Source organism: Nocardioides agariphilus, assembly GCF_015352445.1.
GTDB lineage: Bacteria > Actinomycetota > Actinomycetes > Propionibacteriales > Nocardioidaceae > Nocardioides > Nocardioides agariphilus.
This window is the reverse complement of record NZ_JADKPO010000001.1, coordinates 79929-105613: the sequence shown is the minus strand read 5'-3', so window position 1 is coordinate 105613 and position 25685 is coordinate 79929. Positions and strand designations below refer to the sequence as shown.

Below are 25685 nucleotides of genomic sequence, written 5' to 3'. Positions count from 1 at the left end.
TCCTCTCTCTGCTGCGATCTGGTGTGTGGCGGTCGCTCACGACCGGTCACCGGGCACGGGCCTGGAATCCCGTCGAGCCGACGCCTGCTCGCCCGAGTCGGTGGGCGCTCTCGAGGAGCAACGCGTGGACGAAGGCCTGGGGGAGGTTGCCACGCAGCTGGCGTTGCACGACGTCGTACTCCTCTGTGAAGAGCCCGGGTGGTCCCATGGCGGCACGGTTGCGTTCGAACCAGCGCACGGCGTCCTCACGCCGGCCGAGGTTCAGCTGGGCCAGCGACATCAGGAACCCACAGAGGACGAACGCTCCTTCGCTCTCGTGGAGGGGCAGGTCGGGATCCTGGCGGAACCGGTAGACGTATCCGTCGTCGGTCAGCTCCTCCATGACCGCGGAGACCGTGGCGCGGTTGCGCGGGTCCTCGGCAGCGACCGCGCCACGGATCCCGGGCAGGAGCAGGGCAGCGTCGACCGCGGAGTCGTCGGGGGAGCGCTGCCATCGACCGGTGGGATGGAGGCAGTCGCGGTCCACCGAGGCGACCAGCTCCTCGGCGTGCCGGCGCCACTGCTCCGCATTCTCCGAGCGGCCGGAGGGAGCTGCGGCAGCGGCGCGGAGACCGGCAGCGCACATGAGGCGGGAGTGTGCCCAGCGGCGGTTGTCGATCTCCCAGATGCCGGCGTCAGGTTCGTCGTGACGCTTGGCGATCGCTTCGACCAGAGTCGTGACCGCGCGGCGACCATCGTCGTCGAGTCGCCCGAGGTCGTCGGCAGCAGTCAGGAGCAGGAGGGCTTCGCCCAGGGCGTCGAGCTGGAACTGGTTGTTGACCCAGTTCCCGGTCCGCACGGCCGCGCCGGGGTAACCCGGCAGCGTGACGTCGTGCTGGTCCGGCACCCGACCGCCGGAGATGGTGTACGCCGGTCGCAGGTCCGGCCCGTCGGCCAGGACCCGTTCGGACACGAACCGGACGGCCCCGTCGAGCAAGGTGTGATCCCCGATGGCTGCTGCGGCCTGTCCGGCGTAGCACTGGTCGCGGATCCAGGCGTAGCGGTAGTCGTAGTTGCGTCCCTGGTCGGCGCGCTCGGGAAGCGAGGTGGTGGCCGCCGCGACCATGGCGCCCCCGCTGGAGGTGAGCCCGCGGAGGACGGCGTACGAGTGTTGCGACTCGCTGGGGGTCACCGAGGTGCTCATCTCGGGGACGCCGTGCCGCCACGCTCGCTCGGTGCGGTCCCACAGCCGACCCGGCTCCGGCAGCTCCCGCGGGAGGGCGGTCCGGGAGATCTCCAGGACGAGGTCACGCGACTCCCCGGCGGGGACGACGAGATCGAGCTCGAGCCGGCCGTCGTGCAGCCGCGCATGGCGGGTGGCTCCGGTCCAGCGGTAGGTCAGGTCGCCGGAGTGACCGTGCCAGTGACCGTCCTCGCTGCGGGCGACGGTCATCGTCCGGGCACCGAACTCGGCGCGGACATCGAGACCGACCACCACGTGTGCCACGCCACGAGTGGCCTCGATGCGTCGCAGCAAGACGAGCCGGTCGGGGTCGCCGGGAAACGCCAGGGCCTCGCGGCACTCGGTGACCGCGTGGTGAGAGACCCAGCGACTGCGCCAGATCAGGCTGCTCGGCTCGTAGTAGCCGCCCCACACGAAGCGGTCGTCCGCCGGGCTGATGCCGTACCCGCCCTGGCCGCCGAGCAGGCTGGAGAACACCGCGTCGTCGCGCCAGCTCGGCGCACACAGGAAGGCGATGTCTCCGCGGGGCCCGACCAAGGCGCCGCGCTCGCCGTCGGCGATCAGCGCGTACTGACGCAGCACGTGCGGGGCGGGTCGCAACAACTCGCCGGTGGAGCGTCGGGTCATGGGGCGACGATCAGTGCTTGCGGGGCAGCCTGCTTCATCCGGGTCGTCAGCCAGGTCAGCTGTCGAGTGGTCTCCTCCCTGCTGGAGGTAGCCACGTCGAGCAGCTGTTGGTCACGAAGGCCCTGGGCGCCCTGGGCGATCACGGTCCAGGTGCTGTGCACCAAGGTGGCCAGCAGGTGCAGGTCCTGAAGGTCACGCAGCAGTCCGATCTCGCCCTCGCGGGTGCTGGTCAGGGCGTCCGCGCGCAGGCGCTCGGGCTCGTCGACGTCCTCCTGCTCGCCGTACCGCTCGACCACGGGTGCGAGGTCCTGGCGATGCTGGTCGCTCCAGCCGGCCAGGGTGTTGCAGGTGTGGAACACGTCGGCCTGCCGGGCATGGCCCTCGGCCACCGCCCGCAGGGAGTCGGCGAGTGTCTGCTCGCTGTGGTCGGCCAGGGCGACGTACGTCGAGAGGTGCGGCATCAGTGGTCCTCCCTGCCGGACTCGATCTGGCTGGGGTCGAGCGCGTAGCCCGGCGTCTCGGCGAGAACCCGGCTCGAGGTCGCAGACCCACCGCCGGTCGCCGGCACCCTGGCCTCGACGTCGTTCGCGCCGGAGGCGGGAGCCGACGCGGTGTTGGTGGGGGCCGGCGCGGGACCGTCACCGGCTCGCAGGCGCGTGACGCGGCAGGCGGCGGTCTTGAACGACGGTTGCTTGGACACCGGGTCCCAGACGGTCATGGTGAGCTCGTTCGCGGTGCGGTGCTCGGCGTCGACGAGGTCGTCGGGGTTCCAATGTCCGTAGTGGAACGGCGCGAACACCGCCCCCTGCATGACGCGGCCGATGCGAGCCCGTACCTCGATCGCACCCCGCGGCGACTCGACCCGCACCCAGTCGCCCTCGCTGATGCCGAGCGGGCCGGCGTCGGCGGGCGAGAGCTCGACCCAGGCATCGGGCGCCGCCTGGTCCAGGGAGCGTGCCCGGCCGGTCTTGGTGCGGGTGTGGAACTGAAAGACGGTCCGGCCCGTGGTGAACAAGAGGGGGTACTCATCGCTGGGTGTCTCGTGCGCGGGGGTGTACGGCGCGCCCTTGAGGTAGGCGCGTCCGGCCGGAGCCATGGCGCGGTGTTCCTGTTCGCTGACCGTGCCGCCGGTGATGAGGTCGTGGCCGTAGGTCTCGCAGTAGTCGGTGTCGGTGGGGAAGATCGCGTCGGCGTACAGCCGGTCGGTCCCGTCGGGGTGCTCGGCGTTGACCGGCCAGGGGATCCCGGAGGGGCCGCGAAGCTTGGCGTAGGACAGGCCGGTGTAGTCGACGGGGCGGCCGGCGGTGACCGCGGCCCATGCGTCGAACGCCTCTTCCGGGGTGCGCCACGGGACCACGGGGGCACCGTCGCGGTCGGTGAAGCCCATCGCGTCGGCGTACATCAAGAAGATGTCGAGGTCGCTGCGCGCCTCACCCGGGGGCTCGACCGCCTGCTCGGAGAGATGCACGACGCGGTTGACGTTGGTGAAGCAACCCGTCTTCTCACCCCATCCCGCCGCCGGCAGGACGACGTCGGCCAGCTCCGCGGTCTCGGTGAGGAACAGGTCCTGGACCACGGTGAAGCACTGGTCGCCGGCGAGGATCTTGCGGATCCGCGCGGACTCCGGCATCGACACGGCCGGGTTGGTGGCCGAGATCCACAAGAACCCGATCGACCCTGTCTCGGCGTAGGACATGATCTGCATGGCGTGGGTGGGCGGCGCCCAGTGCGGGATCGTCATCACGTCCACGTTCCACGCGTCGGCCAGCTGCCGGACGTGGTCGAGGTTGTCCCAGTTGCGAAAGCCCGGTAGGTCTCCGTCGGCGCCGCACTCCCGGTTGTTCTGCGCGGTGGGCTGCCCGTTCATCTGCAGCACCCCGGCGCCGGGACGCCCGATCATCCCGCGCAGCAGGTGCAGGTTGTGCACCGCCACCGAGGACGCGGTGGCCTGATGGGACTGGTAGAAGCCCTGCAGGACCGTGGAGAGCACGTTCTCGCTCTCCCCGAAGATGCGGGCGGCGGAGCGCAGGTCGTCGGGGTCGATCCCGCAGATGTCGGCGACGTGTTCAGGGGTGTAGGGCTCCACGGTCTCGCGGAGCTTGTCGACGCCGACGGTGTGCTCGGCGACCCACTCGTGAGTGATCCAGTCGTGAACGAACAGCTCACGGACGAGGCCGTTCATCAACGCCAGGTTGGTGCCGACACGGGGCGCGAGGTGGACGCCCCCGGTGCGCAGCGCTTCCTCGGCGACGGCGGTGCGTCGGGGGTCCACGCAGACGATCCGAGGCGGATCCTCCCCGCGCGTGCGGTCCAGGATGCGGGTCCAGAGCACGGTCTGTGTCTCCGGCATGTTGTGGCCGTAGAGGAAGATCGCGTCGCAGTGCTCGATGTCGGTGTAGGACCCGGGCTGACCGTCAGCGCCGAACGACTCCTTGAACGCCGCCGCACTGGTTGCGGTGCACAGCCGGGTGTTGCCGTCCATGTGCGGCGTTCCGAGCCCGGCCTTCCCGATCACGGCGAGGGTGTAGTACTCCTCCAGGAACAGCTGGCCGGAGGTGTAGAAGCCGTGGCTCAACGGGCCCTTCTCGGCGAGGAGCCTCTTGCTCACCTCCACGATGCGGCCCATCGCGGTGTCCCAGTCGGTCTCGACCAGCCGGCCGTCCTCCCGGACCAGCGGACGGGTGAGACGGTCGGGGGACGATGCCCACGGCGTACTGCCGTACAAGCCCTTCGGGCCCAGGCGTCCGTGGCTCACGGTGTCGCCCGCCCGCCCGCGGATGCCGACCATGCGTCCGTCCTTGACCGCGATGTCGGCGCCACATCCGTTGCTGCACAGCAGGCACGCCGACTGGACCCACCGGTCGACGTCCCGCTCATCGATGCCTTCGTCGAGGTACTGGTCGACCCTGGCCGGCCACACCGTCCCGCGCCGGTGCGGGGTCGGCTCTCCGAAGACCTTCGCCACCCTGTCCGAGGTCGTGCTGTTCGTGCTCATGCGGTCCCAGTACCCCTAGCCTCCGAAAAACATGCGCTTGCGCATGTATGCTTCACGGCAAGGAAAGCACGCGCCCTGAAAGGCACCCATGACCAAGCGGACGCCGGCGTCCCCGGCGGTGGACGACGCGCTGGACGACGCGCTGGCCGACGCGCTGGCCGACGCGTTCATCACCGTCAGCCGGGCACTCGTGGGGACCGCCGTTCGCTCCGTCAACGCCGCGCCGGTCGAGGTGACGCTGGTCCAGCACCGCCTGCTCGTCCTGCTGGCGACGGGGGGAGACCAGACCGTCGGGACCCTGGCCGGACAGCTGGAGGTGAACGCGTCCAACGCCAGCCGGCTGTGCGACCGGCTCCAGAAGCTGGGGCTGGTCTCCCGCGACCGGTCGACCACCGACGGGCGAGCCGTCGAGGTGTCCTTGACGGCTTCGGGACGCGAGCTCCTGGAGACCGTCCGAGCTCACCGACGGCACGAGGTCCGACGCATCCTCAGCCACATGTCGCCCGACGACGTCGAGGCTGCCATCACCGCACTCACCGCCTTCGGTGAAGCCGCGAACGAAGTCGGCGAGGCGCAGTGGACCGCGCACATCCTGTGAGACCGATCATCGCGCCCCAGAAAGCTGGTTGAGATGCCGATCTGGCTGCAAGCCGGCCTGTGGGGCCTGGCCGCGGGGGGCGCCCTCGTCGTGGGCGCGGGGGTGGCCTGGCTGATCGAGGTTCCACAGCGCATCGTGGCCTCGGTCATGGCCTTCGGAGCTGGAGTGCTGATCTCCGCGCTGGCGTTCGACCTGGTGGACGAGGCCGAGACCAAGGGTGGTCTCACGGCCACCGTGCTCGGGTTCCTGGTCGGCGCGGTCGCCTACCTTCTCGCCAATGTGGTGCTGGCCAGACGAGGAGCCCGCCACCGCAAGCGCTCAGGGGATCAACAGCCCAGTGAGGTAGAACAGGGCGGGAGCGGCTCCGCGATCGCGATCGGGGCCCTCCTCGACGGGATCCCCGAGTCCGTGGTTCTCGGCCTCTCGCTCCTGGGCGGAAACGGCATAGGCATCCCGGTGTTGGCGGCGATCTTCATCTCCAACCTCCCCGAGGGGCTCTCCAGCGCGGCCGGAATGAAACGCAACGGACGCCCAGCCCGCTACGTCTTCGGCGTCTGGATCGGCGTTGCCGTCGCCAGCGGACTCGCCGGACTCCTCGGCTGCCTTCTGCTCCAAGGAGCCTCGGCCGAGTTGGTGGCCGCCATCACCGCGCTCGCCGCCGGAGCGATCCTGACTATGGTCGCCGACACGATGATCCCCGAAGCTTTCGAGCGCACGCATCTCTACGCCGGCCTCATCGCCACCCTGGGATTCCTGACCGCGTTCACGATCGGACGCGCTGGATAGTTGGAACGCGCCACTCGGCGATCCTCGGCGGCTGGACGCCGAGCTCAAGCGCGCTTTGACCGCTTCAGCTCCGCCGGCTCCTCGGTCGTGAGGACGGGCCGCCTGCCGGCGTCGACCTCGGCCTGCCGGCACCACTTGCGCACCGTCTCCGACGTGCCGACCCCGAGCAGCTCTGCGACCTTGCTCATCGCCGCCCACTCCGAGCCGTAGATGTCGGCGATGTCGTCGACTGAGGTGCGGACCACGGCGCCTCGCGGCTGCTGCCAGGTGCCTGACTTGATGAAGACTTCTTCATATGACAAAGTGTCTGGGTATTCGATCGTCGATCGGAGGTCTGATGTCTGTGCCGCTGTACCAGGCGAAGGCGGAGTTCTTCCGCACCTTGGGCCACCCGGCCCGGATTCGCATCCTCGAGCTGCTCAGCGAGCGTGACCACGCCGTGCACGAACTGCTCGATGAGATCGCGATCGAGGCGAGCAACCTCTCGCAGCAGCTCGCGGTGCTCAGGCGCACCTCCCTGGTGGTCTCGAGCCGTCGCGATGGCGAGGTCGTGTACTCGCTGCGTGCGCCGGAGATGCGCGACCTGCTGCTCGCGGCCCGTCGGATCCTGTCGGGTCTGGCCGCGGCACAGGTCGACCTCGAGCCCGAGCTGACCCCGCCTGGTCGGCAGACCAGGGCGTGAGTCTGCGTGAACCTGTCGAAAGGAAGCAATCACACATGCGCATGTTGATCATGGGGCCCCCGGGGGCCGGCAAGGGAACGCAGGCCCGCGCGATCGCCGAGCGGTACGGCGTACCCGTGGTCTCGACCGGTGACATGTTCCGCGCCAACGTCGCAGCCGGGACCCCGTTGGGTCTCGTCGTGCGGCGGTACCTGGACGGCGGTGAGTACGTACCGGACGAAGTCACCAACGACCTGGTTCGCGACCGCGTGCGGCGCCGCGACTGTGCGCAGGGCTTCCTTCTCGACGGCTACCCGCGCACCCTCGAGCAGGTCAAGGTGCTTGACGCGGTCCTCGAGGAGCGAGGGGAGGCGCTCGACGCCGTCGTCCTGCTGACCGCCGAGGTGTCCCTACTCGTTGATCGACTTCTGATGCGTGCCCGGGCCGAAGGCCGCAGCGACGATACCGAGGACGTCATCCGCCGCCGCCAGGAGATCTACGCGCAGGAGACGGCCCGGTTGACCGATGAGTACGACGCACGGGGCATCCTGGTGCGCGTCGACGGGCTCGGTTCCGTCGAGGAGGTCGCCGGCCGGATCGCCGCCACGCTCGACCGGCTGTCCCGATGAGCCTGCTCGGCCTCGCTCGGCTGATCGGCAGGACCGGCAGGGTCGCGGAACTCGCACCGCCGGCACCCGAACCCCTGTCAGGAATGCCACGGGTCCTGCGGGGAAGCGCCCAGGTTCGCCACGTCGACGCCGGCTCCTGCAACGGCTGCGAGATCGAGCTGGGCGCGGCGTTCGGCCCGGTCTACGACGCCGAGCGGTACGGCGCGCGTCTGGTGGCCTCGCCCCGGCACGCCGACGTCGTGCTGGTCACCGGCGTGGTCACCCACAACATGCTCGAGCCGCTGCGTCGTACCGTGGAGGCGACACCGCGGCCGCGAGTGGTGTTGGCGGTCGGCGACTGTGCGCGCAACTGCGGCCGGTTCGCCGGCGCGTACGGCGTTGCTGGCTCAGCGAGCGACGCCGTCGACGTCGACCTCGAGGTTCCCGGCTGCCCGCCGGAGCCGTCCGCCATCGTCGAGGCACTGCGGCAGGTGACCGGGAAGTGACTCCCGTCGAGCTCGCTCTCGACACCCAGCTGGTCCTGGTCCTGGCGGGCGTCGTGGCCGCGATCGCAGCCCCTCCGCGGCTGCGCTCGCTACTGGCCGGCGTCCTGTCGGCCCTGCTCGGTCTCGCAGGTGTGCTGACCGGCGCCTGGGCGCTGGCCGGCCGGCACGGCGTGGTCGAACTGCCCACCGCGTTGTCGCTCGGTCCGGTCACCCTCGATCCGACCCCGCTGGGCGGGTTCTTCATGGTCGTCGCAGGTGCGGTCGGCGCGGTGGCTGCCGTGTTCGCGATCGGATACGCGAGCGGCCCGGCGGCGTCGCGAACCTCCTGGGTCGCACTCGCGGTGTTCCTGGGTGCCATGCAGCTGGTCCCCGCGGCCGGGGATCTCGTGTCCTTCCTGCTCATGTGGGAGCTGATGGCGTTGGCGTCCACGGTCTTGGTGCTCACCGAGCATGCCGGGCGCGCCGAGGTCCGCACTGCGGCCCTCTGGTATGCCGCCATGACGCACCTGAGCTTCGTCCTCGTCCTCCTGGGGTTCACCGTGCTGGCCCACGCGGGGGGCGGCATCGACTGGGCGTCGATGAGCCGGGTCGACCCCACATCCAGAACCGCGGCGGTCGCGTTCCTGCTGCTGGTCGCCGGGTTCGCCACCAAGGCGGGCGTCGTGCCGGTGCACGTGTGGCTCCCGCGCGCCCATCCGGCGGCCCCCAGTCACGTGTCGGCGGTGATGAGCGCGGCCATGGTCAAGATGGGGGTCTACGGTGTGCTGCTGGTCTCGATCCGGCTGATGCCCGGGGGACCCGCCTGGTGGGGCGCGGTCGTGGTCGGTCTCGGGGCCGTCTCCGCGGTGTACGGCATCTTGCAGGCATCCGTCGCGAGCGACCTCAAGCGGCTGCTGGGCTACTCGACCACGGAGAACATCGGCCTCATCTTCCTGGCCCTGGGCACGGCCCTGATACTGCGTGCCCATCAGGTGTCCGCGGCCGGCGACGCCGCCCTCCTCGCCTGCCTGCTGCTGGTCGCCAGCCACGCCGCGTTCAAGGCGACCCTGTTCCTCGGGGCCGGCTCGGTGCTGCACGCCACCGGTGAGCGCGACCTGGACCGGATGGGTGGACTCGTCTCGCGACTCCCGGTCACGGCGACGGCGTTCGGCATCGGTGCGCTGGGTGCCGCCGCCCTGCCGGTGACCGCCGGCTTCGTGGCCGAGTGGACCCTGCTGCAGGCGGTGATCCACGGTGGCCGGCCGCACGACCGGATGGTTGCCGTGACCATGCCGATCGCGGTCAGCGTGGTCGCCCTCACTGCGGGCCTCGCGCTGGTCACCTTCGTCAAGGCCTACGGCATCGCGTTCCTCGCCCGCGCCCGCTCCGACGGTGCGGCCCAGGCACACGAGGCGTCGCCGAGCATGCGGGCCGCGATGCTCATAGCGGCATGCGTCGTGCTGATACTCGGCCTGGTCCCAGGTGCACTCGCCCAGGCCGCGGCCCGGGCCGTGGGGCTTCCCGCCGGTTCCGCGGTCACCCAGGTTGGGTTCACGCACCTCGGCGCCCGGCTCGAGCCGCTCGCCGTTCTGGTCCTGGTCGGCGTGATGGTGACCGCCGTCGCACTGATCGCGAAGGCGGCTGCCCGGAAGGTGCCCCGACGCGAGGTCGAGCTGGCCTGGGGCGGCGGTGGAGTGCGGGCCAGCGCGCGGATGCAGTACACCGCGACGTCGTACGCCGAACCGTTGACCCGGGTCTTCGACGACGCGCTGCGACCCGAGCGCGACGTCGTGGTGACCCATGCCGGCGAGTCCCGCTACCTCGTCGAGCGGGTCCAGTTCCACCAGCACGTCGTCGACCTGGTCGAGGACCGGATGTACCGACCGATGCTGACCCTGGTCGAGCGGCTCGGTGTCGCCGGTCGCCGGCTGCAGAACGGCAGTATCCACCGCTACCTGGCCTACTCGTTCTTTGCACTGGTCGTCGTGCTCGTGGTGGTGGCCCTGTGAACGGCTCTGTCGGCGTGAATGTCTCGGCCGCGACCTTCGCCACCAGCCAGGTGCTGGTTCTGGTCGTGCTCTCACCCCTCCTGATCGGGCTGATGCGCACGGTCCGTGCACGCCTGGAGGGTCGCGTCGGCGGTGGGGTGCTCCAGCCGTGGCGCGACCTGCGCAAGTTGCTGCTCAAGGAGCCGCTCCAGGCGCAGGGACGCAGCTGGTGGGCGATGGCGGGGCCGGTGCTCCTGGTGTCGTCGAGCCTCGCGCTGTGCGCGCTGACTCCGTTGCTCGGGACGGTGACCTTCCCGAGCTTGCCTGACGACCTCTTCGTCGTCGTGTCGATCCTGCTCCTCGGCAGCGTCGCGCTGGCCCTGGTCGGCCTCGATGCCGGCACCGCGTTCGGCGGGATGGGCTCGAGCCGGCACATGATGATCTCGGCGCTGGTCGAGCCAACGGTGCTGCTGTCCGTCTACGCCCTGTCGATTCCAGTCGGCTCCTCGGTGTTGTCCCGCATCGTCGAGGCGAGGCTGGACGACCCGGCCAGCGTGCTGTCCCCGGTCAGCCTGCTCGCCCTGCTCGCCCTGACCATCGCCGTCGTCGCCGAGACCGGTCGGCTGCCCGTGGACAACCCGGCCACCCACCTCGAGCTGACGATGGTGCACGAGGCGATGGTGCTGGAGAGCTCCGGGAGGGACTTGGCCTGGCTTGAAGTCGGCTCGTGGCTGCGGCTAGGCGTCCTGCTCGGGCTGGTCAGCACGCTGCTGGTGCCGTGGGGGGTGGCGACCGATCTGACGGCCGCCGGCATGCTCGTGGCCGTGCTCGCGCTCGTCGCCAAGCTTGCTGTGGCCGCGACCGCGCTGGCCACGGTCGAGGTCGCGCTCGCGAAGGTCCGGCTGTTCCGGGTGCCCGAGCTGATGGCCGGGTCGTTCGTCCTGGCCTTCCTTGCGGTGACCGCGTCGTACCTGGTGGTGCAGGGGTGAGCGATGTCTGAGACCACCTACACCCAATTGCTCCAGCTGTCAGCCGGGCTGCTGCTGCTGTGCGCGGTGCTCATCGTGTGGCGACGTTCGCTCGGCGCCCACATCCGGCTGCTCGCCGTCCAGGGTTGGGCGCTCGCCGGGCTGGTCGCCGTGCTCGGGCTCCACGAGCACAGCGCCGAGCTCCTCTGGGTCTCCGTGCTGGTCGCGACGCTCAAGGGTGTGGTGCTGCCGGCGGTCCTCGCCCGCGCGACCGCATCCGACCGCACCAGAGCGCGTGAGGAGACACCGCTGATCAACACCACTGCGGCGCTGCTGGCGGTCTCCTTCCTCACGATGCTGGCCTACCTGGTGAGCCGGCCCGTGCTCGCGCTGGGGTCGACCGCCGCGGTCGCCGCCGTCCCCGTCGGCATGGCCATGGCGCTGTTCGGCTTCCTGGTGCTGTCCACCCGGCGGCACGCGGTCTCCCAGCTGATCGGGTTCCTGCTCCTCGACAACGGGATCGCCACCGTGGCGTTCCTGACCGCCGGCGGCGTCCCGCTGGTGGTTGAGCTCGGGGTGTCACTCGACGTCCTGCTGGTCGTCTTGATCCTGCGAGTGCTCACCAGCCGGATCCGCACCGAGTACGGCGACGCCGACCTCGACGACATGACGGAGCTGCGGGACTGATGGCCATCCCTGTCACCGTGCGCCGATACGCCGGCGTGGTCGCCGCGGCCGCGATCCTCTGCGCGGGCGTCGCGCTCGACGTCGTCGTCCGCCAGAGCGGCCCGGTCACGGCGCTCGGCGGCCAGTTGCGCGCCGACGCGCTCTCGGCCTTCATGCTCACCGTCGTCGGTGCCGTCGGCCTCACGGCGACGTGGAGCGGGCTACGGGTGCGACCGAATCCGGCACCGACTAACGCGTACGCCGTACTCGTGGTGCTCTTCTTGGGTGCCATGTCGCTGGGTGTCCTGGCCGACAACCTCGGCGTGCTCTGGGTCGCCGTCGAGGCCACCACTATCGCCACCGCATTCCTGGTCGGGCACCACGGCACCCGGCGCGCCCTCGAGGCGGCCTGGAAGTACGTCGTGCTCGGCTCGGTCGGCGTGGCGATCGCATTCCTCGGCATCGTGCTGCTCTACGCCGCGACCCGGTCGGCCGGATCACCCACGCTCTCGTGGGCCACGCTCGACGCCACCCACCCGGCCCTCGACCCGTCACTGGTCCGGCTCGCCGCCGCCCTGACCATCCTCGGCTTCGCCACCAAGGCCGGGCTCGCACCGATGCACAGCTGGCTGCCCGACGCGCACAGTCAGGCACCGGCCCCGGTCTCCGGGCTGATGTCCGGGGTGCTGCTCTCGGTCGCGTTCTACGCGATCCTGCGCGTGCAGGCGGTCGCCGCCCCGGTGATCGGCACCGGGCTGATGCGCGGCATGCTCGCGACCGCAGGCCTGCTGTCGCTGGCCGTGGCGACATTGCTGCTGATCGCGCAGCGCGACCTCAAACGGCTGCTCGCCTACTCCAGCGTCGAGCACATGGGTGTGCTCGCCCTGGCCGCGGCGATCGGCGGTCCGCTGGCGATCTCGGCGGCCCTGCTGCACGTGCTCGGCCACGGGCTGGCCAAGTCCAGCGCCTTCGTTGCATCCGGATGGATCCTCGAGACCGAGGGCACGACCCGGATCGAAGACCTGCGCCTGCTGCTCCGCCGCCGACCCGGCGTCGCGGTCCCCTTCCTGGTCGGCGTGACCGCCCTGCTCGGGCTTCCGCCGTTCAGCCTGTTCTTCTCCGAGGTCGCGATCGTGGTGGCCGGTGTCCAGCGCGGTATGGGGTGGGTGATGGCGGCCACGGTGCTGCTGGTCCTCGGGGCGTTCGCGGCCTTGGCGCGGCGGGTTGCGGTCATCGCGTTCGGCTCGTCGGCCGATGAGCCCGAACAGATGTCCGATTCGGCGCCCGACTGGTCGACGCCCGGCCCGCGGTTCCCGCTGGGCGTCGCCCTCGGAACCACCGCAGTGGCAGGGTTCGTCGCCGGCCCGTTCGCCGCCGTACTCACCGATGCGGCCCGGGTCCTGGGAGGCGCCGGATGAGTACGACGCACGATCTCACTGCGACCCAGCTTCGTGGCGCGGTGGCGGCCCTGCTCGGGGAAGGTCACCGGGTGGCGCTGGTTGCCGGTCACGAGGACGACGACTGCCTGCGTGTCGTCTACGTGCTCGTCCGCGCAGCCGACGACGCGCGCGTCGAGCTGACGATCCGGGTGCCGAAGGACCGTCCGGTCGTCCCGAGCCTCGCCGACCTCGACTACGGCATCGGTCGCTTCGAGCGCGAGCTCCACGACCTGTACGGCATCACTCCCGAGGGGCATCCCCTCCCGGCAAGGCTGGTACGACATGCGCACTGGCCGAGCGGGTGGTACCCGATGCGGCGCGACGCCGGACCGGCCCCGGCCTTCGAGCCGGACGTCGGCTCGTTCCCGTTCGTGGAGGTCGAGGGGGACGGCGTCTACGAGATCCCGGTGGGGCCGGTGCACGCCGGCCTGATCGAACCGGGCCACTTCCGGTTCTCAGTGGTCGGCGAGACCATCCTGCGGATGAAGGCTCGGCTCTGGTTCGTGCACCGCGGCGTGGAGAAGTTGTTCGAGGGGCAGCCGGTGCAGGATGGCATCGCGCTCGCCGAGCTGATCAGCGGGGACACCGCGGTCGGGCACGCCATTGCGTACGCCGTCGCAGTCGAGGGGGCACTCGGGATCGAGATCGCGGAGCAGGACCGGCTGATACGGGCCGTGCTGCTTGAGCTCGAGCGTCTGCACAACCACGTCGCCGACCTCGGTGCTCTCGCCAACGACGTCGGGTACGGCATCGCCAACGCCCACGCCCAGACGATCCGCGAATCGCTACTCCGCCTGAACAAGCAGGTCACCGGCCATCGCCTGCTGCGGGGCGGCATCAGCGTCGGCGGCGCCCATGTCCTGGACCTACCGCCCGCGGCTGAGATCACCTCCGTGGCGCATCGGGTCGCCGAGGTCGTCGACATCTGTCTGTCGAACTCCACCGTGCTCGACCGGTTCACCGGCACCGCCGTACTTCCCGGCGAGCAGGCCCGCGGCCTCGGCGTCCTCGGCTACGTGGCGCGCGCATCCGGCATCGACGTCGACGCCCGGCGCGACCACCCGATCGCCGACCTCCCCGGTCTCGAGGTCGTCGTCGAGCACGGTGGCGACGTACTTGCCCGCTACCTGGTGCGCGCACGAGAGGTCCAGGCCTCGGCGCACCTGCTCACCGATCTGCTGCTCAGGCTGGCTGGCGAGACCGGGTCGGGCTCGGTCCGCCGCGCGACCGGCGGGCGAGCGGGGATCGGCCTCGCCGGCGGCTGGCGCGGCACCATCGCGCATCGCGTCGAGATCGGCACCGACGGCCGCATCAGCCGCGTCAAGGTCGTCGATCCGTCCTTCTTCAACTGGCCGGCCCTACCGGTGGCGCTGGCGGACACGATCGTCCCGGACTTCCCCCTGGCCAACAAGAGCTTCAACCAGTCCTACGCCGGCAACGACCTCTGACGTCGCCGTGCCGGTCGCCGTAGCGGGTCGGGAGCCGTGCCGATCGAGTAGCGCTCGCGGGGCCACCACGAGTCGATCCCCGCGGTGAACAGCGCGAACACGCCTCGTCCCGTGCGACCGGGACGGTGATGCCGGCGTGCGCGGAGGTCTCGAGCGTGTCCCTCATGACACGGTCCTCGGCCGGGCCCTGCCGTGGTCTCCCCAACCGCCACGACCTCGGCGGGGTCGCAAAGCGATGTCCGGGAGACCCCTGCAAGGGCGTGAGGCACGTTGCTACCCGCGCGGTCATCCGCCATCGAGCAGGGACACGAGAAGGCGACATGCCGGGCGACCCGATCGGTACCTCAACCCTTGACAGGTGTCCTCAGAGCCAGGTAGATATACGCAGCAGTCTACTTATCTTTAAGGAGTCAGCGATGCGCATCGAGGCCGGGTATCTGAGTCGTTTGGCAGCCGAGCAGTTCGGCGATCGCGACGCGCTGACAGATGCCAGCGGGACACAGACGTTCGCCGAGCTGAACGCTCGGGCGAACCAGGTCGGCTCCGGCGTCCGGACCGCCGGGATCGGGTCAGGCGCCCGCGTGGGACTGCTGAGCCTCAATCGAAGCGAGGTCGTCGAGACCTGGCTGGGCTTCGAGAAGCACCAGATCGTTCGCGTGGTGCTGCACAGCCACTTCGACATGGAGGCGCACGTGGCCTCTCTCAACCACGTCGGCGCCGAAGGGCTCTTCTTCGACACGGCGTTCCTCGACCAGGTGGAGGCGGCTCGCAGCCAGCTGTCCACGGTCCGCCTGTTCGTGGCGATCGGCGACGGCTGCCCTGACTGGGCGGTGCCCTATGAGCAGCTTGTTGGCTCCGGCTCGGCGGATGACGCGTTCCTCTCCGTCGACGAGGACGCGCCGTGCTTCCTCCAGCTGACCTCTGGCACGACGGGGATGCCGAAGGCCTGGGTGAAGACGTATCGGTCGTGGCAGGCGGTCATCAACCAGAACGTGCAGCATCTCGACAGCTTCGGTACGGCGCCAGCGGTGTCGACGGACGACGTCAATCTGCACTTCCACCCGCTCCAGTGGGCGAGCGGCTTCCAGACTCTGTATCCGTACCTGATGCGTGGCGCCAGGTCAGTGCTCATGGATGATTCGGGGTTCGATGCCACGGCGTTCGTCGACCTCCTGGTCAAGGAGCAGGTGACCGGCACGCTGATGCCGGCGCCGTTGCTGTCGCCGGTCCTCGACGACATCGAGGCCCGTGGTGGTGCTGACCTGGCGATGCGGCGGATGGTGATCTTCTTCGCGACCCCGGAGCAGCTCCAGCGCACCACCGAGGTGATGGGCCCGGTGTGGTGCCATGGCTTCGGCTCGACCGAGCAGGGGGCTGTGATCACCCGACTGCTTCCCGGCGACGTGGCTCAGGACCCGCGCCGGCTCAACAGCGTGGGACGGGTGGCGTCACCGTTCGTCGAGGTCGCTGTCGTGGACAACAACGGCACTCGTCTCGGCGCGAACGAGGTGGGGGAGATCGTGGTGCGCAGCCCCATGTCTCAGGGCGAGTACTGGCAGCTGCCGGACAAGACGGCCGCGACGTACTTCCCGAACGACTGGTTCCGCCCCGAAGACGTGGGCTACATGGACGCGGACGGGTTCCTCTACTACTCCGATCGGGCTGGCGACACCATTCACGTCAACGGGATGGCGGTCTATCCCCACCTCGTGGAGTCGGCGATCCTCGGACACGAAGCCGTCGCCAACTGCGGCGTCGTCGGGATCGAGGTGGACGGCGAGGCGCGCGTAGTCGCAGGCGTCCAGCTGGTGGCCGGGGTGATCGACTCCGAGGAAGTCAGGTCGGCGATCCTCGCCGCGGCCGGCTCTCTGGGAGAGCACGAGCGGCCCAGCCGGGTCGTGGTGTTGGAGGAGCTGCCGACGGTCCTGGGCGGCGCGAAGGTCCAGCGCGGAGAACTTCGCTCTCGGATCGAAGCGGCGTGGGCGGAGTGATCGCTGGGGATGCCGTCCGGCGTGCACTGAACGATGCGGCCGACCGGACACTGGTGCACTGGCGAGATCAGGCGTGGAGCGGCGCGGCCATCGACGCCGAGGTCGACCGGCTGGCGGGCTTCCTGCAAGAGGCCGGCCCCGGCGCGCAGGTTGGCCTCTGGTACCAGAACTCGGTGTGGGCCTTGATCGCCCATCTCGCGGTGGAGCGTGCCGGTCTCACCCGGGTGCCGGTTGATCCCGGGGCCCCAGCGGACGAGGCGCGAGCGATCTGGGCCGCAGCCGGTGTCGAACTCGTCTTGGGCGATTCGGCGCACGTCGCCGGCCTGGCTGGGGCAGTCACCTACGACGACGCCCGTACGCCGGGAGCGGCCGGCCCGGCTCGCGCTGTGAAGGTGGAGGACGACACCACCCATCTGCTCTTTCCGCGGACGGTGTCGTCCGGCGGGCTGCTCGCCATTCCGATCTCCTACCGAGGCTGGGCGGCCCACATGGCGACCAACGCTCGCCTCTTCGGTGAGGGCGGGTATGGCCCGCCCGTCGGGCCCGATGACCTGCTCCTGACCGTTCAGCAGCTCATGCACGGCACGGGGCTGGTCGCCACGTTCCCCTTCTTGACCATGGGAATTCCGCAGGTGATCGTGGACAAGTTCGATGCGGACGCTGTAGCCGAAGCTGCGACCAGACATCGGGCTACTACCGCGTTCATGGTGCCTGGCATGGTCACCCGGCTCGCGGGGTGGGTCGAGGAGCATGGGAGCCTGCCGTTGCGTCGGATCGTCTACGGCGGGGCGCCCATCACACCCGAAGAGCTCCGCCATGCGCTTGCACACCTCGGTCCAGTTCTCACCCAGATCTACGGTCGACTCGAGGGCGGCTGGCCGCTCACTGTCCTCGGCAGAGCCGAGCACGAACGCATTGCCGCTGGGGAGGATGATCTGCTCGACAGTTGTGGTCGCGCCGTCGCAGAAGTAGAGCTCGACATCCGGCCGGTCGAGAACGCAGGGGACGACGGCGGTGGTGAACTCCGGGTCCGAGGGGCGATGTCGTCGCCCGCGTTCACCGACCCTGACGGCTGGTGTTCCCTCGGCGACATGGCCACCGTTGACGGTGACGGATACGTGCGGCTGCAGGGTCGCCTGGACGGCATGATCAACACCGGCTCCTATCACGTCTACCCGCAAGAGGTCGAGGAGGCGATCCGAGAGCTCCTCAACGTGATGGACGTGGCGGTCTCTGCTGTCCCTGACCCGAAGTGGGGCGAGGCCGTGTTGGCGACGATCACCTGGCCCCCGGACTACCGCCCCCCCGACGACGATGCATTGCGCAGCTCGCTGCGAACACGGTTGGCACCGTACAAGGTGCCGACCCGCTTCTCACACAGCTGCAACGCATCGACACACGGGGCCGCGATTCAATGACCGGCACCGGGGATCGACCGCAGTACGTCGCGCGACAGAAGCGGCGCGCCGACACCCACGAGCGGGTGATCCAGGTCGCCGCCGACCTGTTGTACAGGCGTGGAATCCAACAGGTCAGCATGGACGACGTGGCGGCCGCGGCCCAGGTCACGAAGGCCACCCTCTACAAGCACTTCAGCTCCAAAGATGCGTTGATCTCAGAGTGTCTCGACGTCGTTGACCTCGAGCACTTCACGTGGTTTGTCTCCCAGGTCGAGCAGCGCACGACTGGTGGCGCGCCTGCTCTGAGCGCGGTGTTCGACGTGCTCGACCAATGGATCAACAGCTCCGCGTTCCAGGGGTGCGCGTTCATCAACGCCTCCATCCAGCTCCCCGATCATCAGCACCCGGCCTTCTTGGCGGTTCTCAACCACAAGGACCGCACCCGCCGCTGGCTCGTCACCCTCGCCACGGAGGAGGGGATCCCCGCGGAGTCGGCCGAGCTCATCGGCTCACATCTGATGCTCCTCATGGAAGGCGCCATCGTTACTGCCCTGGTCCAAGGTCGGGCCGACGCTGGGAAGGAAGCAGGTGACGTCGCCCAGATCGTGCTCCAAGCCATGGCGAATCCGCGGAAGTAGTCCGCGGCCCCCATGTGACTGCGCATTCCCAGCTCAACCCTCGACGTCCTGTCGACCCTGCCCCGACCTCGAAGGAGACCGACGATGAACGCATTGACCGACAACTTGAGCACCGCAGACGCGCTCACTGGAAGCGTGATGGACCGAACCGTTCTGGAATCTCCTGAGGGTGGCGCCGGGCTGCTCTACCCGCGCACGGCCGGGGGCGTCGCGCTCTCCGCATTCGGAGTCGGAATCTCCGCCGCCTCCTTGTCCTTCGCGAACGCGCACGTCGTAGATCCGGCGACGGGCGGATTCTTCGTCCCTGTGGCTCTCGGCACCGGCGCGCTCGCTCTGCTCACCGGCGGGTTGTGGGAGTTCCGTGCGGGCCGCATGTTCAGCGGAACCTTCGGAGTCATCTATGCCGGCTTCCTCCTCAGCACCGGTCTCATCATCCAGTTCTTCGCCGGCCCTGCAGCGACGGCCGCCGGCGGCGACGGCCTTGGGGACGCACTCGGCGCCTACCTCCTTCTATGGTGCGCCGTGACTGCTTTGCTCACGATCTGTGCTGCCAAGTTGGACTGGCCGGCATTTCTCGCCTTCCTCTTCTTGGCGCTCGCGCTGCTCTTCGGCGGTCTCGCGAATGTCGTAGGGATTGCCCCGGGGAACACGGGCGACCTGCTCAATCGCATCGGCGGCTGGTGCGGCATCGTCGATGCGGTCATCGCCTTCTACCTGGGCGCATCCATCCTTCTTGCTGACCTGCACGGACGGGCGATCCTGCCGGCACCAGCCGTCCTGCGCAGTTAGTCGAGGGTTACGCGGCTCGAGTTTCGCGACGCCTCGTCCAGGTCGGACAGCTCGCGCTCCTCGAGGCACGACACCGGGCCACGCCAAGGACTCGGGACTTGGCAGGTTCTGACCCAGGTCGTGACCATCGGTCAGCCCGTCGCAGGCCTGAGGGCGGCCGCCAGCGAACCGAGCACGTCGGGCGCGACGCGGTAGTAGGCCCACTTGCCGCGTTGTTCGCGGGTGACGAGGCCCGCGTCGACCAGGAGCTTGAGGTGGTGGGAGACGGTCGGCTGGCTGAGTCCCACGGGCTCGGTCATGTCGCAGGCGCACGCCCCGTTGTCGGACGCCGCAGCGATCATCGAGAGCAGCTTGACCCGAGTCGGGTCGCCGAGCGCCTTGAACATCCGGGCGAGCGTCGTGGCGGCCTCGTCGCCGACGATGCCCTCGGTCACGGGGGAGCAGCACGCCGCCAGCGCGGAGGGCTCGATCACGGAGAGCGTCGAAGGCATGGCCCCATTCTGGCTCATCCATTGACATTTGTCGATGTGTGCCTACGATGGTCGCATCGATGATCGTGAATGTGAGGAGTTCGAAGATGAGTGACCTGCCTGTTGTCGTGATCGGCGCCGGCCCGCAGGGCCTGGCGGCGGCCGCGCACCTGCTGGAGCGTGGCCTGGAGCCGCTGGTGCTGGAGTCCGGGCTCGAGCCGGCCTCCGCGGTCGCGGAGTGGGGGCATGTCCGGCTGTTCTCGGCCTGGCCCGAGCTGGTCGACAACGCCTCGGCGCGGCTGCTCGAGCCGACCGGATGGTCGGCGCCCCAGGAGGGCTATCCGACTGGAGCGGAATGGATCGACGGCTACCTCGCGCCCCTGGCGAAGGCGCTGGGGGACCGGGTCCGCTACGACGCCCGGGTCACCGGCGTCTCCCGCAAGGGCCGCGACCGTCTCGTCGACGCCCACCGCGCCGAGCAGCCGTTCACCGTCCACCTCGTCGACAGTGACGGCGTCGAGTCCCGCCTCGAGGCGCGCGCCGTGATCGACGCCTCCGGCACCTGGCGCCGCCCCAACCCCGCCGGCGCGGACGGACTCCCCGCGCTGGGCGAGCGGGCAGCCGAGGACCTGATCTCCTACCAGGTCCCCAACCGTGCGACGCCCGAGCGGTACGTCGGCAAGCACACCGTCGTGGTGGGCTCGGGCGACTCGGCGTTCAACGCCATCCACGAGCTCGTCCAGATCGCCGCCGACCACCCGGACACCCGGATCACCTGGGCGATCCGCCGCGTCGTCAGCGAGAGCACCTTCGGTGGCGGCAAGGCCGACCAGCTGCCCGAACGTGGGGCACTCGGTCAGCGGGCCAAGCGCGCCGTCGAGTCCGGCGCGGTCGAGCTCGTGACCGGCTTCCGCACCGCCGAGATCCGCCGCGTCGCCGACAAGGCGGTCCTGGTGGGCGAGGACGGGCGGGAGCTTCCCGCTGCCGACACCGTCGTGGTGCTGACCGGCTTCCGCCCCGACCTGTCGTTCCTCTCCGAGATGCGGCTCGACCTGGACCCGACGCTGGAGGCGCCGCGCAGGATCGCGGCCGAGATCGACCCGAACATCCACTCGTGTGGCTCGGTTCAGGCCACGGGCGCCGCGGACCTGGCCCAGCCGGAGCCGGACCTGTACCTGGTCGGGATGAAGTCCTACGGTCGGGCACCGACCTTCCTGGCGCTCACCGGCTACGAGCAGGTCCGCAGTGTGGTGGCGGCACTGGCCGGTGACCACGAGGCTGCCGCCCGCGTCGAGCTGGTGCTGCCCGACACCGGTGTCTGCGGCGGTGCCGGGGTCTTCGACGACCCGGACACTGCGGGCGGCGGCTGCTGCGCCCCCGCGCCGTCGGTGTTCGAGATCGGACGGACCCCTGTCAGCCTCTGACCTGACCGAGGCGGGGAGTCGACCACGCACCGTGGTCGACTCCCCGCGGGCGGTGGCAGCCACCCGGATGCTCGTGGCGCTCTGTGTGAGCGTCACGATCAGCTACGGGGTCCTCTACTACGCCTTCACCGTGCTTGCCCCGGCCATCTCCGCAGACACCGGCTGGTCGGCGACCGCGGTCACGGCAGCCTTCTCCGCGGGCAGCCTCGCCGGTGCCGTGGCCGGAATCGCTGCCGGGCGGGTGCTGCAGCGACGGGGCCCGCGACTGGTGATGACCGCCGGCAGCCTGCTCGGCGCGGGCGCCGTCGCCGTGGTGGCTCTGGCCCCGACCTACCCGGTGTTCGTGGTCGGGTGGCTCCTGGTCGGGCTGGCTAGCGCCGGGACCTTCTACCCACCCGCGTTCGCGGCGCTGACCCACTGGTACGGCGCCGGGCGGGTGCGCGCCATCACCACCTTGACGCTGGTGGCCGGTTTCGCGTCCACGATCTTCGCTCCGCTCACCGCGGCGCTGGGGGAGTGGTTCGGCTGGCGCGAGGCCTACCTGATCCTGGCGGCGCTCCTGCTCGTCGTGGCGGCGCCGGCGCAGGCGCTCACCCTCCGGCTGTCGTGGCACCACGACGCCGGCACGAGCCACAGGCGAGCCGACCGGGACGTCCTGACCAGCAGGACGTTCCTGTTGATCGCGGTCTCAGGCACCCTGGCCTCGCTCGCGATGTATGCCTCGCTGGTCAATCTCGTCCCTCTGCTGCTCCACCACGGCGTGAACCTGCAGCTGGCCGCATGGGTCCTCGGGCTCAGCGGCGCGGGCCAGGTCGCGGGTCGCCTGGCCTATCCGGCGCTGGACCGCTTGCTCTCACCCAACGCCCGGTCGGCCGCCGTCATGGGGGTCATGGGCGTCACGCTCGCCGCGCTGGCGCTGGTGCCGGGCCCTGCTCCCGTCCTGGTCCTGGTCGCCGTTCTGGGCGGCGCGGCCCGGGGCCTGTTCACGCTCGTCGGCGCCACCCTGGTCAGCGACCACTGGGGGGCGCACCGGTACGCCGCGATCAACGGCGTCTACCACGCGCCCAAGGGGGTGGCAGCGGCGCTCGCGCCCGCCTTCGGCGCGGGCGTCGCCGCGATCACCGGCGGCTACCCAGCGATGTTCGGAGTGCTCGCCGCCCTCGCCCTCGCCGGTGCGGCGCTCGCCGCGGTTGCCGGCGACCCCACCGGCGTGCGCGGGAACGCCGGGGCCGAGGCGATCGCCGCGGCAGCGTCCGCCTCCCCGAGTCAGCGCTGAAGGCGCGCGACGATATCGGCCGCCGTGTCACGGGCCGATCGGCCCACGCCCAGCAACGTGGCCGAGGCGGGGCCGGTCCAGTCGCCGTACCCCACCATGAACAGTCGTGGTTCGCCATCGGCACGAGTGCCGCTGGTCCCGCCGACCGACAGGCGCCCATCCCGATCGCGAAGGTGCAGGGGGTGTAGGTGGCGCAGGGCGGGGCGGAAGCCGGTGCACCAGATGATGGCGTCGACAGCCGTCGTTGTTCCGTCGAGCCAGCCGGCGCCGGTGGCGGTGAGCCGGGAGAACATCGGCTGGGCCTTCAGGACGCCCCGGTCACGGGCTTCGCGCACGCTGGCCACCATCACCACATCACCCAGCCCGCCGACCCCGGCATGATCGCGTCCCTGCCGCAGCGCCTCGATGCGCGCCGTCGCGGCCGCGAACAATGCTCGTCCGTCCACGTCGTCGGGCAGGAACCGTGGTGTCCTGCTGGTGACCCAGGTCGTGTCGGCCACCGTGGAGACCTCGGCCAGGACCTGGGCGCCCGAGTTGCCACCGCCCACGACCACAACTCGCTGGCCGGCGAACTCCTCGGGGCGGCGGTACTGCGCCGCGTGCAGCTGACGTCCGGTGAACTCGCGGGCGCCGGGATAGGTCGGCCAGAACGGCAGAGTCCAGGTGCCGGTCGCAGACACCACGAACCTCGCCGACAGGTCCGCGCCGTCGGCAGCCACGAGCAACCGGTCGCCGGAATCCTCACGGGAGACCGCCGTGACCCCGTGCGGCCGCCGTACGTGCAGCTCGTAGCGCTCCTCATAGCGGCCCAGGTAGTCGACAACGTGGTCGCGCGGAGGAAACCCGAGGGCGGCGTCATCCCAAGGTGGCATCATCCAGCCCGGAAGCGAGGAGTAGCTGGCGGGGGAGAAGAGGCGGAGACCGTCCCACATGTGCTGCCACGCCCCACCGGGGCGGTCCTCGGCGTCGAGGATGACAAAGTCCCGGACGGGCACGAGGCCCGCGCGACGCAGGTAGTAGCCGGTGGCCAGGCCGGCCTGGCCACCGCCGATGACCGCGACGTCAACGCTCTCGCCCACGTCAGCACTCATGAGAACGCGACGAGAACGGTGCCCATCCGGGGAGCGTAGTCACGGCGGTTCTCCCGGTGAGCAGTCTTGCAGCAGGACATCGACGCCTGTCAACATAGATGTATGTCGAACTCTGCGACCGCAAGTCGCGAGCTCCCCCTCGCTGGAGATCCGCTGGCGTGCTGCGTGCCCTTGGCTCGGGAGCCGATCAGCGCCGAGCAGGCGGTTGGGGTGGTTCCCCTGTTGAAGGCGATCGCTGATCCCGCCAGGCTCCGGCTGCTGTCATTGGTGCTCTCGCACGAGGGCGGCGAGGCGTGCGTGTGCGACCTGCTGCCGTACTTCGATCTCTCGCAGCCGACCATCAGCCACCACCTGAAGGTGCTGCACGAGAGCGGCCTGCTGGACCGCGAGAAGCGGGGCACCTGGGTCTTCTACAAGGCGCGTCCCGCCGCGATGACCGCCCTTGGCGACCTCTTCACGAGCAGCTCGTAAGGGAGGGGTTGAAATGAGCGACACTGCCCGAGACACCCCGACCGCGGGGCCGCAGAACCCGGTTCTCCAGCGCCTCTCCACGCTCGACCGGTTCCTGCCGGTCTGGATCGGGGTGGCCATGGTCGCCGGGCTGCTGCTCGGACGGTGGGTCACCGGGCTCGATGACGCGCTGGCCGCCGTCGAGGTCGGCTCGGTGTCCTTGCCGATCGCCATCGGCCTGCTGGTGATGATGTATCCGGTCCTGGCCAAGGTTCGTTACGACGAACTCGGCCACGTCACCGGCGACCGCCGGATGCTGGGCACCTCGATCCTCCTCAACTGGGTCGTCGGCCCTGCGTTGATGTTCGCGCTCGCGTGGCTGCTGCTCCCGGACCTGCCGGAGTACCGCACCGGACTGATCATCGTCGGCCTCGCACGCTGCATCGCCATGGTGTTGATCTGGAACGACCTCGCCTGCGGGGACCGCGAAGCCGCAGCCATCCTGGTCGCCCTCAACGCGATCTTCCAGATCCTCGCCTTCGCGCTGCTCGGCTACTTCTACCTGCAGGTCCTGCCCGGCTGGCTGGGCCTGGACCAGGCCGCCCTGCACGTTTCGATGTGGGACATCGCCAAGTCGGTGCTGATCTTCCTCGGCATTCCACTGCTGGCGGGCTACCTCACCCGCACCTTCGGGGAGCGGGCCAAGGGCCGGGAGTGGTACGAGACCACGTTCCTGCCCCGCATCGGTCCCGCCGCGCTGTACGGGCTGCTGTTCACCATCGTGCTGCTCTTCGCCCTCCAGGGCGACACCATCACCAACCAACCCCTCGACGTCGCCCGGATCGCCCTCCCATTGCTGGCGTACTTCGCCCTGATGTGGGGCGGCGCCATGCTGCTCACCAAGGCGCTCGGCTTCGACTACCAACGCGCCACCGCGGTCTCGTTCACCGCGGCCGGCAACAACTTCGAGCTCGCCATCGCCGTCGCGATCGGCGTCTTCGGTGTCGCCTCCGGACAAGCACTCGCCGGCGTCGTCGGACCTCTCATCGAGGTCCCCGTCCTGGTCGGGCTGGTCTACGTGAGCCTGTGGGCCCGCCGCTTCTTCACCGAAGGCTCCCCATCCGCCGCCACCACCTCAGGAGCATGACCATGACCGCCACCAATGCCGAACCGAGCGCCGACCGGACTCCCCAGGTCGTCTTCGCCTGCGTCCGCAACGGCGGCCGGTCAGTGATCGGTCGAGTGCTCACCGAGCACTACGCCCAGGGCCGCGTCCGGGCCGAGTCGGCCGGCACCCAGCCCGGCGAGCACATCCACCCCGAGGTGGCTCAAGCCCTGCAGAAGCTCGGCCTGGACACCTCCCATGAGCACCCCAAGGTGCTCACTCGCGAGACCATCGCTGCCAGCGACATAGCCGTCACCCTGGGCTGCGGCGAGGAGTGCCCCTACGTCCCGGGCGTCAAGTACGTCGACTGGCCGGTCGCCGACCCTGGCGGCCAGGACGAGGAGACCGTCCGCGGCATCATCGCCGACATCGACGGCCGAGTCCGGGACCTGCTCACCGACCTGGTCCCCGACCTCGAGCTGCCGCCCTCGGTGCTCGACTCACCTGTGTGATCCGAGCGATCGACTCCGTCGCGGCGTGGTGACCTCTGCAGCCGCGGC

Annotated in this window: 24 protein-coding genes and 1 pseudogene; 19 read left to right on the top strand and 6 right to left on the bottom strand. The window is 70.0% G+C overall.

The window, feature by feature from the left end; translation table 11 throughout:
- Positions 1–46: 46 nt before the first annotated feature.
- Genes ISU10_RS00560 through ISU10_RS00550 form a run of 3 tightly spaced genes read right to left on the bottom strand, consistent with a single transcriptional unit; the run spans position 47 to position 4844 of the window.
- Positions 47–1849 (bottom strand): glycoside hydrolase family 15 protein, encoded by a 1803-nt coding sequence (locus tag ISU10_RS00560; protein WP_194694408.1) that lies wholly within the window; start codon positions 1847–1849, stop codon positions 47–49.
- Complete coding sequence (locus ISU10_RS00555; protein ID WP_194694407.1) at positions 1846–2310, bottom strand: hypothetical protein; 465 nt, start codon at positions 2308–2310, stop codon at positions 1846–1848. The genes ISU10_RS00560 and ISU10_RS00555 overlap by 4 nt, the downstream gene beginning before the upstream one ends.
- Positions 2310–4844: a molybdopterin oxidoreductase family protein gene (locus ISU10_RS00550; RefSeq protein WP_194694406.1), complete on the bottom strand. Its 2535-nt coding sequence runs from the start codon at positions 4842–4844 to the stop codon at positions 2310–2312. Before ISU10_RS00550 ends, ISU10_RS00555 begins: the two co-directional genes overlap by 1 nt.
- An 88-nt stretch (positions 4845–4932) precedes the next feature.
- Between ISU10_RS00550 and ISU10_RS00545 the strand changes: the two genes are divergently transcribed.
- Together ISU10_RS00545 and ISU10_RS00540 are read left to right on the top strand one after the other, a co-directional pair.
- Positions 4933–5442, top strand: coding sequence for a MarR family winged helix-turn-helix transcriptional regulator (locus ISU10_RS00545; protein WP_194694405.1), 510 nt, complete (start codon positions 4933–4935; stop codon positions 5440–5442).
- Between the two features lie 33 nt (positions 5443–5475).
- On the top strand, positions 5476–6228 hold the full coding sequence (locus ISU10_RS00540; protein WP_194694404.1) for a ZIP family metal transporter: 753 nt from the start codon (positions 5476–5478) through the stop codon (positions 6226–6228).
- A 50-nt stretch (positions 6229–6278) separates the two neighbouring features.
- Here the strand turns inward: ISU10_RS00540 and ISU10_RS22735 are convergent.
- Positions 6279–6473, bottom strand: a pseudogene (locus ISU10_RS22735) (IS3-like element IS987 family transposase); the annotation flags it as partial.
- A gap of 92 nt (positions 6474–6565) precedes the next feature.
- Between ISU10_RS22735 and ISU10_RS00530 the strand changes: the two are divergent.
- The 12 genes from ISU10_RS00530 (at position 6566) to ISU10_RS00475 (ending at position 19309) form a co-directional block, all read left to right on the top strand.
- The gene (locus ISU10_RS00530) at positions 6566–6910 is read left to right on the top strand and encodes an ArsR/SmtB family transcription factor (RefSeq protein ID WP_194694403.1); all 345 of its coding nucleotides are present in this window, start codon (positions 6566–6568) and stop codon (positions 6908–6910) included.
- A gap of 35 nt (positions 6911–6945) precedes the next feature.
- Positions 6946–7518, top strand: a complete 573-nt coding sequence (locus ISU10_RS00525; RefSeq protein WP_194694402.1) for an adenylate kinase — start codon at positions 6946–6948, stop codon at positions 7516–7518.
- Positions 7515–8003: an NADH-quinone oxidoreductase subunit B family protein gene (locus tag ISU10_RS00520; RefSeq protein WP_194694401.1), complete on the top strand. Its 489-nt coding sequence runs from the start codon at positions 7515–7517 to the stop codon at positions 8001–8003. Before ISU10_RS00525 ends, ISU10_RS00520 begins: the two co-directional genes overlap by 4 nt.
- Positions 8000–9991 (top strand): proton-conducting transporter transmembrane domain-containing protein, encoded by a 1992-nt coding sequence (locus tag ISU10_RS00515; protein ID WP_194694400.1) that lies wholly within the window; start codon positions 8000–8002, stop codon positions 9989–9991. Before ISU10_RS00520 ends, ISU10_RS00515 begins: the two co-directional genes overlap by 4 nt.
- Positions 9988–10959, top strand: a complete 972-nt coding sequence (locus tag ISU10_RS00510) for a respiratory chain complex I subunit 1 family protein (protein WP_370864477.1) — start codon at positions 9988–9990, stop codon at positions 10957–10959. Before ISU10_RS00515 ends, ISU10_RS00510 begins: the two co-directional genes overlap by 4 nt.
- A 3-nt stretch (positions 10960–10962) precedes the next feature.
- Positions 10963–11625, top strand: a complete 663-nt coding sequence (locus ISU10_RS00505; RefSeq protein ID WP_194694399.1) for a hypothetical protein — start codon at positions 10963–10965, stop codon at positions 11623–11625.
- Positions 11625–13022, top strand: coding sequence for a proton-conducting transporter transmembrane domain-containing protein (locus ISU10_RS00500; protein ID WP_194694398.1), 1398 nt, complete (start codon positions 11625–11627; stop codon positions 13020–13022). Before ISU10_RS00505 ends, ISU10_RS00500 begins: the two co-directional genes overlap by 1 nt.
- Positions 13019–14491, top strand: a complete 1473-nt coding sequence (locus ISU10_RS00495; protein ID WP_194694397.1) for a hydrogenase large subunit — start codon at positions 13019–13021, stop codon at positions 14489–14491. The genes ISU10_RS00500 and ISU10_RS00495 overlap by 4 nt, the downstream gene beginning before the upstream one ends.
- 416 nt (positions 14492–14907) lie before the next feature.
- Positions 14908–16482, top strand: a complete 1575-nt coding sequence (locus ISU10_RS00490) for a class I adenylate-forming enzyme family protein (protein ID WP_194694396.1) — start codon at positions 14908–14910, stop codon at positions 16480–16482.
- A complete protein-coding gene (locus ISU10_RS00485) occupies positions 16470–17900 on the top strand; it encodes a class I adenylate-forming enzyme family protein (RefSeq protein ID WP_194694395.1) in 1431 nt (476 codons plus the stop codon). The genes ISU10_RS00490 and ISU10_RS00485 overlap by 13 nt, the downstream gene beginning before the upstream one ends.
- A complete protein-coding gene (locus tag ISU10_RS00480) occupies positions 17897–18520 on the top strand; it encodes a TetR/AcrR family transcriptional regulator (protein WP_194694394.1) in 624 nt (207 codons plus the stop codon). The genes ISU10_RS00485 and ISU10_RS00480 overlap by 4 nt, the downstream gene beginning before the upstream one ends.
- A gap of 84 nt (positions 18521–18604) precedes the next feature.
- Positions 18605–19309 carry a GPR1/FUN34/YaaH family transporter gene (locus tag ISU10_RS00475; protein ID WP_194694393.1) on the top strand — a complete coding sequence of 235 codons (705 nt, stop codon included), beginning with the start codon at positions 18605–18607 and terminating at the stop codon, positions 19307–19309.
- Positions 19310–19440: 131 nt separating this feature from the next.
- Here ISU10_RS00475 and ISU10_RS00470 read toward each other — a convergent pair whose 3' ends face one another.
- A complete protein-coding gene (locus ISU10_RS00470) occupies positions 19441–19800 on the bottom strand; it encodes an ArsR/SmtB family transcription factor (RefSeq protein WP_194694392.1) in 360 nt (119 codons plus the stop codon).
- Positions 19801–19886: 86 nt separating this feature from the next.
- On the opposite strand from ISU10_RS00470, the gene ISU10_RS00465 reads away from it, so the two are divergent.
- Together ISU10_RS00465 and ISU10_RS00460 are read left to right on the top strand one after the other, a co-directional pair.
- Positions 19887–21203, top strand: a complete 1317-nt coding sequence (locus ISU10_RS00465; protein ID WP_194694391.1) for an NAD(P)-binding domain-containing protein — start codon at positions 19887–19889, stop codon at positions 21201–21203.
- A 31-nt stretch (positions 21204–21234) separates the two neighbouring features.
- A complete protein-coding gene (locus tag ISU10_RS00460) occupies positions 21235–22479 on the top strand; it encodes an MFS transporter (protein WP_370864473.1) in 1245 nt (414 codons plus the stop codon).
- Here ISU10_RS00460 and ISU10_RS00455 read toward each other — a convergent pair.
- Positions 22470–23558, bottom strand: coding sequence for an ArsO family NAD(P)H-dependent flavin-containing monooxygenase (locus ISU10_RS00455; RefSeq protein WP_370864471.1), 1089 nt, complete (start codon positions 23556–23558; stop codon positions 22470–22472). The two genes, ISU10_RS00460 and ISU10_RS00455, sit on opposite strands and share 10 nt — an antisense overlap.
- Positions 23559–23780: 222 nt before the next feature.
- Between ISU10_RS00455 and ISU10_RS00450 the strand changes: the two genes are divergently transcribed.
- From ISU10_RS00450 to ISU10_RS00440, 3 genes are read left to right on the top strand one after another with little or no spacing between them, the layout of a single operon-like run.
- Positions 23781–24041, top strand: coding sequence for an ArsR/SmtB family transcription factor (locus ISU10_RS00450; RefSeq protein ID WP_370864469.1), 261 nt, complete (start codon positions 23781–23783; stop codon positions 24039–24041).
- Between the two features lie 13 nt (positions 24042–24054).
- A complete protein-coding gene (gene arsB, locus ISU10_RS00445; RefSeq protein WP_194694388.1) occupies positions 24055–25167 on the top strand; it encodes an ACR3 family arsenite efflux transporter in 1113 nt (370 codons plus the stop codon).
- Positions 25168–25169: 2 nt separating this feature from the next.
- A complete protein-coding gene (locus ISU10_RS00440; RefSeq protein WP_194694387.1) occupies positions 25170–25637 on the top strand; it encodes an arsenate-mycothiol transferase ArsC in 468 nt (155 codons plus the stop codon).
- The last annotated feature ends 48 nt before the right edge of the window (positions 25638–25685 follow it).